Annotated in this window: 17 protein-coding genes; 7 read left to right on the forward strand and 10 right to left on the reverse strand. The window is 61.5% G+C overall.

Going from position 1 to position 15,457, the window contains the following annotated elements; all coding sequences use genetic code 11:
- Positions 1-67: 67 nt before the first annotated feature.
- The 3 genes from ABIB95_RS23655 to ABIB95_RS23665 all read right to left on the reverse strand — a co-directional run bounded on the left by ABIB95_RS23655 (position 68) and on the right by ABIB95_RS23665 (position 2,085).
- Complete coding sequence (locus ABIB95_RS23655) at positions 68-325, reverse strand: rhodanese-like domain-containing protein (RefSeq protein ID WP_354121893.1); 258 nt, start codon at positions 323-325, stop codon at positions 68-70.
- Between the two features lie 232 nt (positions 326-557).
- Positions 558-1,760, reverse strand: coding sequence for a chromate efflux transporter (gene chrA, locus ABIB95_RS23660; RefSeq protein WP_354242537.1), 1,203 nt, complete (start codon positions 1,758-1,760; stop codon positions 558-560).
- A 22-nt stretch (positions 1,761-1,782) separates the two neighbouring features.
- Positions 1,783-2,085 (reverse strand): PadR family transcriptional regulator, encoded by a 303-nt coding sequence (locus ABIB95_RS23665; protein WP_354121891.1) that lies wholly within the window; start codon positions 2,083-2,085, stop codon positions 1,783-1,785.
- A 103-nt stretch (positions 2,086-2,188) separates the two neighbouring features.
- On the opposite strand from ABIB95_RS23665, the gene ABIB95_RS23670 reads away from it, so the two are divergent.
- The 4 genes from ABIB95_RS23670 (at position 2,189) to ABIB95_RS23685 (ending at position 4,008) form a co-directional block, all read left to right on the forward strand.
- Entirely contained in the window at positions 2,189-2,407 is a 219-nt protein-coding gene (locus ABIB95_RS23670) for a hypothetical protein (protein WP_354121890.1), read from the forward strand.
- 40 nt (positions 2,408-2,447) lie between these two features.
- The gene (locus ABIB95_RS23675; RefSeq protein WP_354121889.1) at positions 2,448-2,921 is read left to right on the forward strand and encodes a DoxX family protein; all 474 of its coding nucleotides are present in this window, start codon (positions 2,448-2,450) and stop codon (positions 2,919-2,921) included.
- Between the two features lie 6 nt (positions 2,922-2,927).
- Complete coding sequence (locus ABIB95_RS23680) at positions 2,928-3,164, forward strand: hypothetical protein (protein ID WP_354242540.1); 237 nt, start codon at positions 2,928-2,930, stop codon at positions 3,162-3,164.
- Positions 3,165-3,744: 580 nt separating this feature from the next.
- On the forward strand, positions 3,745-4,008 hold the full coding sequence (locus tag ABIB95_RS23685) for an MFS transporter (RefSeq protein ID WP_354121888.1): 264 nt from the start codon (positions 3,745-3,747) through the stop codon (positions 4,006-4,008).
- 5 nt (positions 4,009-4,013) lie between these two features.
- Here ABIB95_RS23685 and ABIB95_RS23690 read toward each other — a convergent pair whose 3' ends face one another.
- Entirely contained in the window at positions 4,014-5,501 is a 1,488-nt protein-coding gene (locus tag ABIB95_RS23690; protein WP_354121887.1) for a multicopper oxidase family protein, read from the reverse strand.
- Positions 5,502-5,646: 145 nt separating this feature from the next.
- Here ABIB95_RS23690 and ABIB95_RS23695 point away from each other — a divergent pair, with 145 nt between their 5' ends.
- Together ABIB95_RS23695 and ABIB95_RS23700 are read left to right on the forward strand one after the other, a co-directional pair.
- The gene (locus ABIB95_RS23695; protein ID WP_354242543.1) at positions 5,647-7,128 is read left to right on the forward strand and encodes a multicopper oxidase domain-containing protein; all 1,482 of its coding nucleotides are present in this window, start codon (positions 5,647-5,649) and stop codon (positions 7,126-7,128) included.
- Between the two features lie 12 nt (positions 7,129-7,140).
- Positions 7,141-7,503 (forward strand): VOC family protein, encoded by a 363-nt coding sequence (locus ABIB95_RS23700; RefSeq protein ID WP_354121885.1) that lies wholly within the window; start codon positions 7,141-7,143, stop codon positions 7,501-7,503.
- Positions 7,504-7,789: 286 nt separating this feature from the next.
- On the opposite strand, the gene ABIB95_RS23705 is transcribed toward ABIB95_RS23700, so the two are convergent.
- The 6 genes from ABIB95_RS23705 to ABIB95_RS23730 form a co-directional block, all read right to left on the reverse strand.
- A complete protein-coding gene (locus ABIB95_RS23705) occupies positions 7,790-9,022 on the reverse strand; it encodes an arsenic transporter (RefSeq protein WP_502917865.1) in 1,233 nt (410 codons plus the stop codon).
- Positions 9,023-9,073: 51 nt separating this feature from the next.
- Complete coding sequence (locus ABIB95_RS23710; RefSeq protein ID WP_354121987.1) at positions 9,074-10,357, reverse strand: MFS transporter; 1,284 nt, start codon at positions 10,355-10,357, stop codon at positions 9,074-9,076.
- A gap of 52 nt (positions 10,358-10,409) precedes the next feature.
- Positions 10,410-11,015: a hypothetical protein gene (locus tag ABIB95_RS23715; protein WP_354121883.1), complete on the reverse strand. Its 606-nt coding sequence runs from the start codon at positions 11,013-11,015 to the stop codon at positions 10,410-10,412.
- A gap of 44 nt (positions 11,016-11,059) precedes the next feature.
- Positions 11,060-11,785 (reverse strand): hypothetical protein, encoded by a 726-nt coding sequence (locus ABIB95_RS23720; protein WP_354242548.1) that lies wholly within the window; start codon positions 11,783-11,785, stop codon positions 11,060-11,062.
- 112 nt (positions 11,786-11,897) lie between these two features.
- Positions 11,898-13,268, reverse strand: coding sequence for a sigma-54-dependent transcriptional regulator (locus ABIB95_RS23725; RefSeq protein WP_354242551.1), 1,371 nt, complete (start codon positions 13,266-13,268; stop codon positions 11,898-11,900).
- Positions 13,253-14,707 (reverse strand): sensor histidine kinase, encoded by a 1,455-nt coding sequence (locus tag ABIB95_RS23730; protein ID WP_354242740.1) that lies wholly within the window; start codon positions 14,705-14,707, stop codon positions 13,253-13,255. Before ABIB95_RS23730 ends, ABIB95_RS23725 begins: the two co-directional genes overlap by 16 nt.
- Before the next feature lie 294 nt (positions 14,708-15,001).
- Here ABIB95_RS23730 and ABIB95_RS23735 point away from each other — a divergent pair, with 294 nt between their 5' ends.
- The gene (locus ABIB95_RS23735; RefSeq protein WP_354242554.1) at positions 15,002-15,388 is read left to right on the forward strand and encodes a response regulator; all 387 of its coding nucleotides are present in this window, start codon (positions 15,002-15,004) and stop codon (positions 15,386-15,388) included.
- The last annotated feature ends 69 nt before the right edge of the window (positions 15,389-15,457 follow it).

The following is a 15,457-nucleotide window of genomic DNA, read 5'->3' on the forward strand; positions in this document are numbered from 1 at the left end:
GGATGTCTGCTATCAGGGTAGACTGAGAAATGATGTCTGCGCGGCCAGCCCTTCGGCCGGTCATGCTCTAGTCTCGGGCATAGACCCGCGACCGGAGCCACCGTTGGCTAGCGTCTCCGCACATTCGGGTAACGATCGTTGCCGCATCTGGGTCACAGGCGGCTTCCGAAACGAACCCGCGCAGGCCTTCGCGGTTCTGAATCGCCGGCCATCCGCCGTTGAGGATGAGCGCCGTGGCGCCGAAATATTGCAGAATGAACCAGACCCGCGCCGCCTCGGTCATGCGCCCATCATCATAGACGATAGCCGGCACCGAGCCGTCCACTCCAGAGCACCTATCGCTGTTTTCCAATAGCCAGTGTTCTCGAAGGAGGCCTCACCAGATTTCGCCGCAGCTTCCCAGACTTCGATCGGTACGCGGGCGGCATCTGACCGATGCCCCGCTTCGAAACTCGTTATGTCCCGCACGTCGAGGAGGCGAATCTTGCCGAGACCGGAAAGTGCAGCGGGTTCAATTACGGGGTCACTGGGCATGGAGTCTCCACAGAGCATGACGTTCAGATCATTCGTGACAAGGGACCGGCAAACGCCAAAAGCACCACCACGACCCAGGGCGGCCACTTCCAAACTGTGAGGAGCAGGAAGCCCGCGAGCGCGAGGGCAAAATCGCGCGGCGTCAAAACCGCACTGGTCCAGACCGGGTTGTAGAGCGCCGCACCGAGAATGCCGACCACGGCTGCATTGGTGCCGCGCATGGCGGCCTGAGCGGCGGGCCGTGTGCGCATCGCATCCCAGAACGGCAACATGCCATATACGAGCAGCATGCCTGGAAGGAGCAGTGCGACGAGGGCAATTGCTGCACCGGCAAAACCGTTCGGCGGAGGACCGGTCACTGCGCCAAGATAGGCGGCGAAGGTGAAGAGTGGTCCCGGCACGGCCTGAGCCAGCCCGTAACCTGCCAGAAACGTCTCGTTGCTGACCCATCCCGGCGTGACGACCTCGGCCTGAAGCAGAGGCAGCACGACATGGCCGCCGCCAAAGACCAGCGCACCCGATCGGTAGAACGCGTCGAACAGCGCGAGCGCCTGCGCGCCGGTCACGCGCACGACGATCGGAGGAATCAAGAAAAGTGCGGCGAATAGAACCAGCGCAATAATGCCTGCGCGCCGGGTCACCGGAAAATTCAGATGTCCGAACACCGGCGCGGCTTCACCGCGGCAGAGCCAAAGGCCCGCGCAAGCGCCGAGCGCGATGGCCGCGATCTGCCCGAACGATCCAGCGAAAATGACAACGATCCCAATCGCGGCGAGCGCGATGCCGGCGCGGGTGCGATCGGGGGTGAGGGTTCGCGACATGCCCCAAATGGCCTGCGCGACCACTGCGACCGCGACCAGCTTGAGCCCGTGCAGAAAACCTTCAGCAACCGGCCCCGTAAACACGGCGGCGCCCATCGCAAGAGCGAACAGGATCAGCGCCGAAGGCATGGTGAAGGCGAACCAGGCCGCAAGCCCGCCCAAAAGTCCGTTGCCGCGCTGAATGCCGAGGGTAAAGCCGACCTGGCTGGAGGCCGGGCCCGGTAGGAACTGGCAAAGCGCGACCAGATCAGCATAGGACGTCTCGTCCAGCCATTTGCGGCGTTCGACGAACTCGTGGCGGAAATAGCCGAGGTGCGCAATCGGGCCGCCGAAAGATGTCAAGCCCAGCTTCAGGAAAGCCGCAAACACCTCCGCAACCGAGCCCTTCGCAGATTCGCGGCTCATCGGGCAGCTCCGGCAACGAACGTCAGTGCTTCATGGCCTCGCCGGTGAACTCGCGAACCCGGACTTTGGCGAGCGCCAGTCCCTGTTTGCCCAGCTTGGTTGCCTTGTAGAGCTTTCTGGCGATACGTCCCTCGCGCTGCACGCGCGACGTCAGATACCCCTTGCGTTCCATCGCATGCAGCATCGGGTAAAGGGTGCCAGGGCTGAGACGGTAGCCGTGGTGCGCCAACTCGTCGATCATCCACTGCCCGTAGATTTCGTGTTCCGCGGCGTGATGCAGAATATGCAACCGAATGAAGCCGGTGAGGAGATCGTCGAATTTCATTGCTCAAATTCATGTGATTCGGCCCCAATATCGTCCAACGATATCGGGAACCGATACTGTCGCCAAGCGTTTCCGCCATCAGCGTAACGCAAGGAGAACGATAATGGCTTCAGCGCCCGACCGAAACCCACAACATCACACCCAGAAGATGAAAACCCGCCTGCAGGAGACCGTCACCCATTTGCGGGAAGACATCCAGAAGGTCGACGAACCGCAGCTCAAGGCAATGTTTGAGACCTCAGCCGAGGTGCTCGGCGGCCTGATCAAGGCTTTCGGCGATTACGAAAAGAAGAACGAAGCGGCCTGGCGCAAGACCGCATAAACGATCTCGCCCTATTCACACCGCGTTGGCGGCACTGAAAATGACGATCAGGTCGGCTGACCTTTCCAGCACCAACGTTTCCGGCTGGACCATCCTGGTGCGGCTTCTGGTCGGCATTGTCTTCCTGCCGGAAGGGATTCAGAAGCTGGCATTCCCGGATCTTCTGGGAACGGGACGCTTTGCCAAGATCGGGATTCCCTTCCCCGATTTGATGGGGCCTTTTGTCGGCGTCGTCGAGACCGTATGCGGCTTGCTCATCATCATTGGGTTCTTCACCCGTCTCGCGGCAATTCCGCTGATCATCATCATGATCGTGGCCCTGATCTCGACCAAGCTTCCGATCCTGCTCGGACATGATGTCGGGATGTTTCACATCGCCAGCGACATCAAGCGCACCGGTTTCTGGAGCATGATGCACGAAGCGCGCGCCGATCTCACAATGTTGCTCGGCTGCATCTACCTAGCCATTGTCGGTGCCGGGCCGTGGTCGGTCGATTGGCTGAGGAAGGAATAGCGCGCCATGGTCAGATCGGGCCTCAGTTCGTCGTCCGCCTTCAACTTCGTGCTGACAATGGGGGTCGTGAACCTGTTCGGCGACATGACCTATGAGGGCGGTGGGGCCATCAACGGCCAGTTCATGGCGACGCTCGGCGCCAGCGCTGCCGTCGTCAGCATCACCGCGGGGCTTGGAGAATTTCTGGGCTACGCCATACGCTCCGTCTCCGGCTATATCGCAGACAGGACCGGGCGCTACTAGCTTGTCACGTTTGTCGGCTATACCATCAACCTGCTCGCCGTTCCTGCAATGGCGCTCGCCGGAAACTGGCAGGTCGCTGCCCTTCTCATCCTTGCTGAACGCATCGGCCGTGCCATTCGCAAGCCTACGGTCGAAGCCATGCTCTCCTATACAACGGGCAAGCACGGCAAAGGATGGGTGTACGGCGTGAACACAGCGCTCGATGAGACGGGTGCCACGCTTGGCCCCCTGATCATGGCGCTGGTGCTTTTGTTGCACGGCGATTATCGGACCGGCTACGCGCTGCTTTTGGTTTCGAGCGTGTTCACGCTCGGTGCGTTGACCGTTGCGCGCATCAACTTTCCCGTTCCTTCGCGTCTGGAAGAGGGAAGAACGGCACGAGCGGGCGGGTTAAGTCGATCCTATTGGCTGTATATGGTAGCGGCAGCCTGCTTCGCGGCCGGGCTGATGAGCTACGAACTGGTCGCTTATCACCTGGTCACGGCCAAGATCGTCACCGAAAACTGGATACCGGTCTTTCTAGCGTTTTCGACGGCATGCGGCGTGATCGCCAGTCTCGTTCTCGGCGGTTCTGGTCGGAATGGTGTTCTGGGGTATTGGATACGCAGCGCAGGACACGTTGCTCAAGGCACTGGTGGCCGGCGTGCTGCCCGAAGGCAAACGCAATCTGGCGTTCGGTCTGTTTTATACAGGGTATGGAGTGGGGTGGCTGATCGGCAGCGTCGCGACAGGGCTGCTGTATGACCAATCGCGGGGGGCACTTGTCGCGTTCGCAGTAGCCACCCAGCTCATCTCCCTGCCTCTGTTTGCAATCGCTAACCGACAGGAGCCATCGTCGCGCTAAGGCGCTCAGGTTGTCGCATAGGTGATCAGTCCAGCAAAACCCTCGTCCATGTGGTCTTGATGATGGCAATGGAACAGTGTGTCGCCGCGATCATTGGCCACGAAGTCGATCTCCGCGGTGGAGTAGCGCGGCATGCTGATCGTGTCCTTCATTAGCCCCGATGTGGTCTTGTCACCAACCTTGGTGACCTCGAAACTATGTCGATGCAGGTGAACGGGATGCTCATCGCCGCTGTTATTGTTCATAACCAGGCGATAGCGCTTGCCGCGCTGCACTTTGAATAACGGATTGGTATTGGGCCAGGATTTGCCGTTAATGGTCCAGCGGTTGTAGCCGCCACGGCCTCCCGGGATTTTCTCGAACTTCAGATTGATGGTCTCGTCCGGCGCCGCGGCCGGATTGCTCCGACCAAAGGCGGTGTAGTCCCATGCCGCTTTGGAGAGAGGAGACCAGACCGGGCCTCCGCTTCGATTTTCGTACTCGACGACAACGCCCATACCCATGTTGCGGTCATCATCGTCTGTCGATCCAAAAACCCAAACGCCGGGATTGTTCATTTCAACGATGACGTCCGCACGCTCGGCCACGTCCATCTTCAACACATCCACGGTTGTTGGCGCGGGCACGGGATTGCCGTCCAGTGCGATAACGGTGAACCGATGTCCCGACAGCGCCAGTGAAATGCCCATGCTGCCGCTGGCGTTCAGCATTCGGAACAGCACCCGCTCGCCCTGGCGCACACGGATTGGCTCACCGTGCCCCAGCATCCGATCGCCGAGAGTAGCCGAACGATACATAGCCTCCAACCCGTTATCGGGTGGCGGCCCCTTGTGCATGTCCTGCATACTCACCCAGGAGCCTTCCCAATGATGGGCGGCGAGCATGACCTCGCGGTCGTATCGACCGCGATCGCCCGCCGCTGGATCGATAATGAGGAAGCCGAACTCGCCGGAATACGTGCTGCGATTGAGGTCCGTCATCGCCATGGCGTGGCTGTGGTACCATCGCGTGCCCGAGGGTTTGGGTGCGAAGCTGTAGAGCAGCGACTCCCCGGGCGCGATGATCGGCGACCCCTCTTCGATGGCGCCGTCCTGAAGCGGCGGGACGAACAGCCCGTGCCAGTGGATCAGGTTGGGATAGCCGGAATCGTTGATGACATTGATGGTTACTGGCATGCCCTCTTTTAGTCGGAGCGGCGGTCCCGGAACCGTATTGTTGTAGCCTGTGGTCTGGATGACCCTGCTCGGCCCTATTTCCAGAGAGATAGGGGCAATCCGGATGGTATGATCGGCAGAGCTCTGCGCAGCTTGTGCGCAGCAAGACCGGTTCGCGACCGCTGCCAAACCCGCAGTACCGGCTCCCAGCAACAGTGCTCGACGACTGAAGCGCGTTTCCCGCAAAAAACGGTGATCGACTGAGTGCTGGGGCAGCCGGTCGGCGGAGGATGTCATCCTGCTTTCTCCCTCGTCAGGCGAAGAAACATCTGCCATCATTATCGGTTTCCGATACCGTCAGTCAAAGCACGAGACGTTTACTGGCCGCTCCCCAATAGTGCGCCCAAAATGCTGATGGCCCCTTATGTGGTACCATCTCATCGTCACGTTGGTTCGAATGGAATAGAGGCGAGTTCTGCAATCGATGCTGACCCGACGCCAATTTACAAATGGATCTGCCGCAATCGTATCGGGCGGTCTCGTCGGCGGAGTCATCGGCGCTCACGTCGCGCAAAGCGAGTCGGTGCGCTTCAACACGCGCTTGCCCATTCCTCTGCTGATCGATGCGGCCAAGCAAGGCAACGCAGTAAAACTGAAGGTCGCGTCCGGACGGCATTCCTACCTCAAGGGCAAGCCGACACGCTCCTATGGCTATTCGGGACCCGTCCTCGGACCGGTCATCCGCCTGCGCCGTGGCGATGAGGTGGAGATGACGATCGAGAATGCGCTTGACGTTGATACGACAGTCCATTGGCACGGGCTTCTGGTGCCCGGGAATGTTGATGGCGGACCGCATCAGATCATCAAGTCGGGCAGTATGTGGCGCCCGAGACTCAGGATTGAACAGCCAGCTTCAACTGCATGGTTTCATCCCCATCTGCACCATGACACGGCCCGGCAAATCTATATGGGTCTCACCGGACTGATCATTGTCGACGACGGCTCGGACATCAGCCTCGGTCTGCCGCACACATACGGGTTGGACGATTTATCCATAATCATTCAGGATCGATCGTTCGATACCGACGGGTCGCTTTTGTACGATCGCGATCCCGATCCTCAAACGATCCAGTATGGCAGCCGGGGCAGCACCATCATCGTCAATGGCGTGGTTCGTCCCGTCGCCCAGGTCCCATGCAGTTTGGTGCGGCTACGAATTCTCAATGCAGCCAACGCGCAAAATTTCGACCTGCGGTTCAGCGACGGTCGCGAGTTTCGTGTCATAGCGTCAGACGCCGGATTCCTTTCAGCGCCGGTCGCGGTGAAGCAGCTCAGAATTTCTCCCGCGGAACGATTCGAAATCCTAGTCGATTTCGCCGACCGCAAACCAGTCATGCTTGAGACCGGCCCTGACACACTCATGGGTATCTTTGGCGCGGTGTCGCCGGACGGGAGCGCCGCGTTTGTCTCGATCCTGCGCTTTGAACCGACGGCGGCGGCGGCAACAGTAAGAGATTTTCCGACGCATCTAGTTGAGCCTGCTGCAGCCGATTCAGCCAAGGCCGTTCGCCGCCGCCAGTTCGTGCTGGACAGCGGGATATGCGGAGGTCAACGACCGACGGAAATGGGCATGCTGCCCGGCATGTGCATCAACGGCAAGACCCATGATCTGGCCCGTATTGACGCCGAGACCCAGCTTGGCACACTTGAAGCCTGGGAAATCGTCTCGGTCGGCATGGCTCATCCGTTTCATGTGCACGGCGCGTCATTTCGGATTCTGTCGCTGGCGGGCGCGCCACCTCCTGCTCATCTAGCGGGGTGGAAGGATGTGGTTCTCGTCGAGGACAAGGCCGCACTTTTGGTTGCCTTCAATCACCCCGCGACGCGGGAGCATCCTTTCATGTATCACTGTCACATTCTTGAGCACGAGGATGCCGGGATGATGGGGCAATATGTCTGCGCCTGAAAGGAGGCCAAAATGAAAAACGTAAGCGTCCGCTACATTGTGGATGACGTCGCCGCGTCGATTGAATTCTACGTCACGCATCTCGGCTTCACGTTAGAGCAGGATGCTCGGCCGGCCTTTGCCTCCGTTATCCGCGAAGGCCTTCGATTGTTGCTGAGCGGTCAAGGTAGCTCCGGAGCGCGCCCCATGCCGGATGGCCGGCGTCCGGTCCCCGGTGGCTGGAACCGGATCCTGCTTACGGTTAGCGATATCGAGGCGGAAGCAAATCGACTGCGCACAAGCGGGCTGGGCTTTCGTAACGAAATACTGAAAGGGGTAGGCGGTTCGCAACTTCTGCTCGACGATCCGTCGGGCAATCCGATCGAACTGTTTTAGCCGGGGCATTAATGTGTGCGGGGAACGCGCTGCACGGGATTCGGCATATCGTCCCGCTACCATCAGACCGTTCCTCGAACGACTGTTCTGTTCCGATGACAGAGTTGCTGTCCTAGTGGCGAAGATGTTGAGTGATGATAGCTGGGGATAGCATCCGACTGGGCTCGAAGGGTGTCAGACCATGGTTGAACAATCGATGGCACCCTTTCCTCGGCGAGCACGGTTTTTCCGGTAGTTGTCGGTTTTTGGTGCGAAGGCGCGGTTGGTTTGGCGAGCACTTGACCACTCACCAGATCGCGGCGGCCAAAGCGGCGAGCAGCGCTGGCGGCGCCACCAACAGACCGAGCCGCAGGAAGCGCCAGGCGCTGACATCCATCTTCTCCCGGCGCAGGGCCACCAGCCAGAGGATGGTGGCGAGTGAACCCGTGACCGACAGGTTGGGTCCGAGATCAACGCCGATCAGCATTGCGCTCATCACGGATGCAGGAAGGTGATCGTTGGTCGCTACCGATCCTGCGACCAGGCCGACCGGCAGATTATTCGCGATATTGTCGGCGATGCTAGTGGCGATGCCCACTGCCCATGCCGACTTTGCTACGGAATGGTCGACCGAGCCGCGAAGCATCTCACTTAGATGCGAGATCGCACCGATGCGCGTCAGGGCTTCCACCATCACGAACAGGCCGGCCACCAGCGGCAGAACACTCCAGGAAACACCCTTCAACACGGGCCACGGTGATTGACGGCTCAGCAAGAGCACGGCGACAGTCGTGGCCACCCCGCAGATGAACGTCGGCAATCCCAATCGAACGTCGAGCGCGGAGGCCCCGATGAGCACGATGCCGATGGTGGCGATACCGCAGGCGGTCAGCCGACCGCCCCGGCTGAGCCGGGCGTGCGTCACCCGGCGTTCAATGTTTTCGGCTTTCAGCGCGCGGTGCTGAGTCAGCCGCAGCACGACATAGGTGACCGCGATCGACGCCACGGAAGGCAGCGCGAACTGGCGCAACCATTCTGCCAGATGCGGCATGCGTTCGCCGAACACCACCAGATTGGCGGGGTTCGAGATCGGCAGCACGAAGCTCGCCGCATTGGCGATGAAGGCGCAGACGAACAGATAGGGCAGTGGCGAAGCCCCTGCGGCACGGGTTGCCGCATATACCGCGGGCGTCAGCACGATGGCTGTGGCGTCGTTTGACAGCAGGACCGTGACGATCGTGCCAACCAGGTAAACCAGCAGGAAGAGCCGCTGCGGCGAGCCCCGCGCGTATTCGACCGCGAGCCCCGCAAGGTAGTCGAACAGGCCCTCTTGCCGGGCGAGTTCCGCGATCAGCATCATGCCGGTTAGGAATAGATAAACGTCGAGACCCTTGCGGATTCCATCGAGCGCGCCGTCCCAGGGCAGAAGCCCAAAGAGCACCAGCGCAACGGCGCCGGCCAACGACCAGATGGCTTCTGGCAGGCGAAACGGCCTGACGACGACCCCCGCGGTAGCCAGGATGATGATGCTCGAGGCGATGGTTGTTTGGTACGCAGCGACTAGCAAAGGAGACCTCGATGGATGTGGTGACTACTCCGCCGCGACGCCGGTGGTCGATCCCGCCACCCGCTGCCAACGACGCGACCTTCGACTAAAATTGCGAGTTTCCGGCAAGGTCAGGAAGCAAATCGCCGCTCCAATGGCCGCCACCGCGCCGAGCGTGAGGAAAGCTGCGCTATAGCCCGCCCCGACGACGACCAGTCCCGAAAGCGATGTCGAGAGCGCCGCGCCTATGCTCTGTGCCGTGATGACCGCGCCTTGCGCGACGTTGAACCGCCCGGTGTTGCGCATGAGATCGGCGACGATGACCGGAAAGATAGCGCCGAAAATTCCAGCTCCGACGCCGTCGAGAAGTTGCACCCCGACGAGCCAAGCGGGATTGTCCGACAGGGTGTAAAGCGCGCCACGGATGGGCAAGATCAGGAGCGCGGCGAGGAAAAGCCGCCTGTGACCCCAGTCATCGGCTTTCGCACCGACCAACATCGCCATCGGCACCATCATGATCTGAGCCGCAATGATGCAGGCCGACATCAGGCTGGTGCCGAGATTCTTGTCCTGAAGCGCAAGCTTCTGGCCCACGAGGGGCAGCATCGCTGCATTCGACAGGTGGAAAAGCGTTACGCAGACTGCGAAGATCAGCAGCGGCCGGCAAGTCAGGAGGACGTTTAGCCCGGCTGGTTGGTCTTGCACCTGCGCGGTCCCAGGCCCGACGTCGTGCAGCCCGCGCGCGAGGTCATGGTCGATGGCGCTTTCCGGTATCGCCCATACGCTTACGATGCTAGCGAGCGACATCATGGCCAGAAGGTAGAAAACGACGGTCGGACCGAACAGGTAGGCCGAAAGACCTGCGATCGCGGCGGCCGTAGCATTGCCGGCGTGATTGAAAGTCTCATTGCGGCCGATCCGCGCGGTAAAGGCACGATGGCCGACGACACCCAGCGACACGGCGGCAATCGCTGGCGGGAAGATCACGCCCGCCGCGTGCGCAGCGCCTTGCGAGATCGCGACCGCCCAAAAGCTCGGAAACATCGGCAACAACAGCGACGCCAACGTTACGACCAGGGCGGCAGTCACCATAACGAGGCGCTTGGCTTTCGTTGTGTCGATTAGCGCGCCCGCCGGTGTCTGCGCGACGACACCAGCAAGGCCAGCGATTGACATCACCATGCCGATCCGGGCTTCATCCCATTTTTGCTCGGTCAAGAGATAGATCGCGAGATAGGGCCCCAGCCCATCGCGAACGTCGGCGAGGAAGAAGTTGGCGGCATCAAGCGCGTGGTTTGCTTGTCGGTTCTGATTGGCTCTTTGCGCCATTTGGCAAACCTCGAGGTGATTCCGGCATCTTCTCCCGACGGGCATGCCGGCTTTAGCCGTGTGCCGCGTGATCGTGCTTAGGATGCTTGGGCTTCGGCCTCTCGACCGGCCGAAGCTCATCCATTGCGATGCCGATCGCTCCCACCGCGATGACGCGACCGTGCCCGGTCTCAACGCCATCGCCGCTCGCGGCAACTCTTGCGCCCGGCGCGAGCAGTACGGCAATCCGCTCGGCCTCCTTCGGACCGATGCACAGAATGTCGCCGTCGGTCAGAAGCGCGCCGCGAAGGTCGCCCTTCGGACCGAACAGCGAGAGCCGCACGATTCCTTCGACCTTCATTTTTCGATGGTCCGGCTTGCGGGATTTGCGGTCGTGAGGCGGACCCTTATCAATGATCTGCGCTCCGTTCTCGGCACTAACGGCCACTGCCGCAATGAGCTTCGCGCTGCGCGGCCGCACGCCGCGCACGCCGACCTTTCCGCCGATCTTCACATGGCGGGTGAGCTCGTCTTCCAGGTGCGGGGGCGTGTGAACGAGGATGGGCGCGTGTTTGTAGTCCTGCATGACAAAGCCATCGACCTCGCCATGAGAATTGAGGATGAAGCGTTCGACAGTGCCGGCGACTTCCGGCAGGCTCTCGGGGTCAATCCAGTGCATCAGTGTCTCCTGTTTGGTCTGTTGAGTGCGACTTGCCGGTGTGATCAGCCCCGCGGCGGGGCAGGCGGCCCAAAGCCGGGCGGCGGGGGAGGCGGACCGGGCCGGTCGGGGCCGTCCTTGGGGCCTCGTGGCGGACGAGGCCCGGCGAGTTCGGTCATCTGATCCGGCGAGCTACCGAGTGCGCGCACGTCGATCACCCTGCCAAGTGCGGTATCGAGCATGTCGCCGCGGACGGAAACCATTTGTCCCGGCCGCAGCCACCCTTCGAAGCGCTCTGCCTCGGGTGGGGAAAGGCGGAGCACGGTGCCGTCCTCGAGCAGCGCCCCATTCACTTCACCCCGCTTGCCGTGCAAGGTCGAGGCAATCCTGCCGCTGACGGCTTGTGTGTCCCCGCCGCGATCGCGGCCGCCGCCCGGCGGTCCGTTGTCGACGACGCTCTTGCCGGTCGCGACATTCGTGATCGCCGTTGCATCGATCAGCGGAATGGCGCGTGCGCGCAGCCCCCGGATCGAAACCGCGTCGCCCGGCCGGATAGCGAAGACGATCTGCCCAGTGAGATGCGGCGGCAGCTTGACTTCCGTACCGTCGATCAGAATCAGGCCGTCGACGTCGCCGCGCGGGGTAAGCGTGTACTGTCTGACCGTGCCTCGTGTTTCCGGAAGCTGCGAGGAATCCCACACTGTTCCCACGGTCTGCGCGTAAGCGCAGGGGCTCGCACCCACCGCGGTCGTGGCGAGAAGCGCATACAGCAGCATACGTGTTTTGTTCATCTGAAAACTCCCTCAAGTTTGCGACGAAGTCGCCGATGCCTAGGGTTCAGCAACCGCCGTGCCAAGCGATGACATCGTTGATTTTGAAGGAGTTTTCTTGAGCGCGGCGACTTTAGCTGTCGTCTTTCCCGACGGGGGGTGTCGCCTTTCCTGACGGCTCGCCGTCAGCGAGACCATAGCGCTGCATCTTGGTGTAAAGCAGCTGGCGGTTGATGTTGAGACGGCGCGCGGCTTCCGTCCGATTGCCGCCGCAGGCTTGGAGCGCTGTTCGGATCATGATCTCTTCCAGCTTTGCCACGGCTGCAGGCAAGTCGGCCTCGAGCTGAGAGGTGGCCGTCGGGGATTGTCCTCCCCCCGCGCCGGTGTCGATATCCAAGGCATCGATGATGTCGCTCCTCGTCAGCACGCAAGCGCGTTCGATGACGTTGCGAAGCTCCCGAACATTGCCGGGCCAATCGTATCGCGAGAGCGTCTCGATTGCTGCAGGGGTTAGCTGCTTGCCCGAAGATCCGAACGAAGCGGCGAGAAGAAAATGCTCGGCCAGCGGCATGATATCGGAGGGCCGCTCGCGCAACGGCGGAATCGCGATCGGCACGACATTAAGGCGATAGTAGAGATCCTCGCGGAATTGTCCGGCTGCCACGAGCTTTGACAGGTCCCGGTGGGTTGCCGCGATCACGCGTGCGAAGATCGGGACCGGCTTGCCGCCGACGGGTGTGATGATCCGCTCTTGCAGGGCACGAAGAATTTTCGCCTGCATGGCAAGAGGCATGTCGCCGATCTCGTCGAGAAACAGTGTTCCGTTCTCAGCATCGCGGAAGGCGCCGGCGCGGTCGCTGGTCGCGCCGGTGAACGATCCTTTCACATGGCCGAACAACTCGCTTTCAAGCAGGTCCGCGGGGATCGCTGCGCAGTTGACCGCAACGAACGGATGATCCTTGCGCTGGCTATGAACGTGCAGAGCGCGAGCGATCAGTTCCTTCCCCGTACCCGTCTCGCCAAGGATGAGAACCGTGGCCTGGCTGTCGGCGGCAAGGCCGATCGCTTTCTGCACACGCCGCATGCCGTCACTCAGCCCGATGAGCGCGTCTGGGCTGCTTTGCCTCGTGCTGAGTACCGAACGCGTGCGCGAAGGCAGGCGATCGAGCAGGGTTCTCAGTTCGTCTCGTCCGATCGGCTTGGTGAGATGGTCGAAGGCGCCAAGCCGCATGGCTTCGATCGTGTTTTCGGCGCTCGCAAACGCGGTGAGCACCACGACCGGCGGCGCATCGGCCTGCGAGCGTATGCGACGGAGAACGTCGATGCCATCGAGTCCACCCGGCATCCGGAGATCAAGGAGCACGGCATCGATTGCTGCCGAGAGGGCAGCCAGTCCTTCGCGGCCGGAGGATGCCGTCCGGGGCGTGTGGCCGAGATCGGTCAGCGTCTCCGATAGCCCATCCCGCAGGGCTGCGTCGTCATCGATGATCAGGACGGTCGCCATGGCACTTCGATCTCAAAGGTGGCGCCGCTGTCACTGCGGGCAAGCCGGGCATCTCCATGATGGGCGCGGGCGATTTCACGGACAATAGCAAGCCCGAGCCCCGTCCCGTCGGACCTGGCCGTCACGAACGGCTCGAACAGGCGGTCGCGAACCTCTTCGCTCACGCCCGGGCCGGTATCGCTCACGCGCAACAATAGGTTGTCTCCTTGACGAACGGCATCCACGCAGACCCGTCCGCCGCCGGGCGTATTCTGGATGGCATTGAGGATCAGATTGTCGAGGGCCCGCTGCATCTGAAACGGATCAAGCTGAGGTAACGGACGACGCTGGTCCTCGGTTCCAGCCTTCAGGGACAGCCCCTTGGCAGTTGCCAGCTCCCGGTGGCTCTCCAGGGTGCTCTTCAGGAACGACGAGAGTTCGACATCCGCAAGCTTCGGCTCGCTGGCCTGGGTCATTGCAAGGAGATCATGCAACAAACGGTCCAGCCGGCCCACCTGGTGCAGGATTGCTTCGAGCGCCTTTGCTTTTCGGGCGTCATCGCTGGCGGCAAGCGCATTCTCGGCTTTCAGCCGCATCGCCGCAATTGGGTTACGGATTTCATGGGCGAGACCAGCAGAAAGCCGCCCGACGGCGGCAAGGCGCTCGGCAGCCGTGGCGCGCTGTCGCTCGTGCGCAAGCCTCTCGCCCGTGTTGTTCAATGCGTCCACCAGCCGGTCGAGTTCTTGCTCGCCAGTCCGCGGTAGCGTCGGAAGATCGACCAAACCGCTCTTGCCTCTACCGAGCGTATCCTCAATCAGCGCGATCTTGCGCGACCAAGAGATCAGCACGCGCGCGAGCCATAGCGCGGAACCGAAGATCGTCAGGACCAGCACGGCCAGGCCCGTGAGCAACTGCTTGTAGGCCGGCCCTTCGGCTGTAAACGTTCGAGTCATGGTCCAGGCCGTAACCCCTTGGAGCGGCCCTCGCAGCGGGCACGCCTGCACCAGCAGTACTTGTGACCGACCGGTTTGGCGAATGATGGCGGGACGGCCGGACCGCAAGGCTTCTGCGTTCACCTCGCGGATGGTGTCCGATTCCGCTGCGGGAAGATCGGTCTTTGGCCCGGTGCCTTCATAGGTGGGGAACGCATAAGCGAGCGACCCTATATCGGCCTGCCAGACTCCGCCCTCGACACCCACGGCATTAACCAGGGCTGTGCGGACCAGGGTGCCGAACTCATGTTTCAGCCGGTCGTCGATCGGCCCGCCGGACCAGCCCGAGACGAAGAACTGGTAGCGGTCGGCGATGTCGCGGCACGCGCGCGCCACTAATTCCTCCGACCGGGCAACCCGTGCATCAGAGGTCTGCCGGAACGACTCGAACAGAAGGTAGGCGGTTGTCGCGCCGGAAACGACCAACATGATCCAAAGGGCAAGCAGCCGGGACCGAAGAGATCGCATCAAAGCTCCGACCCAATTGAAGCAGCCTACCGTCTGGTCGGACCCTACCATCCAGACCGTCCTGAAGCGATTCGCCTGAATTAAACACCGTGGGCGGACGGATTTCTCAGGGCGATTAGGGCCGCAGGCAAGGATCGGTGCCGCCAGCACCTCGGCGCAGGGGGCCTACCGCGCTCGAGGGGCGAGGGCCGAGCATGGGGACCGCGGGTCTTGTGTTCACTTTTGGACTTTCCTAAGGGAACCGATCCTTGTGTTTTGCGTCATCCCGCAGGCAATGAAGCCCAGGAGTGGAGCTTGGATCAACCCCTTCCCATTCTGGTGGTCGAAGACGACCATATGATCCAAGACATCGTCAAAGACGCCCTCATCGAAGGCGGCTTCGAAGTTGTGATCGCTTCTTCCGGCGAGCAGGCGGTGAGTTTGCTCGATGCGAGCAAGCCCAAATACCGTGCCCTGGTTACTGACATCAAATTGAATGGGAAGATCGAGGGTTGGGAAATCGCCAAGCACGCCAGAGAAATCGATCCGGCATTTCCGGTCGTCTACATGACCGGCGATAGCGCGGACGACTGGGCCGCCAACGGCGTCCCCAACAGCATTCTCCTGACCAAGCCCTTCGCGCCGGCGCAGCTTGTCACCGCCGTGTCCCAGCTTCTCAACGCCGGCACGTCCACCACTTAGGGCGCCTTAACGCCCGTCGCCCAAATTTCATTTGATTGTCAATCGACGTGGCTGCCGACGCTGATCGGC

Source organism: Bradyrhizobium sp. LA2.1 (assembly GCF_040547725.1).
In the GTDB taxonomy this organism is placed as follows: domain Bacteria; phylum Pseudomonadota; class Alphaproteobacteria; order Rhizobiales; family Xanthobacteraceae; genus Bradyrhizobium; species Bradyrhizobium barranii.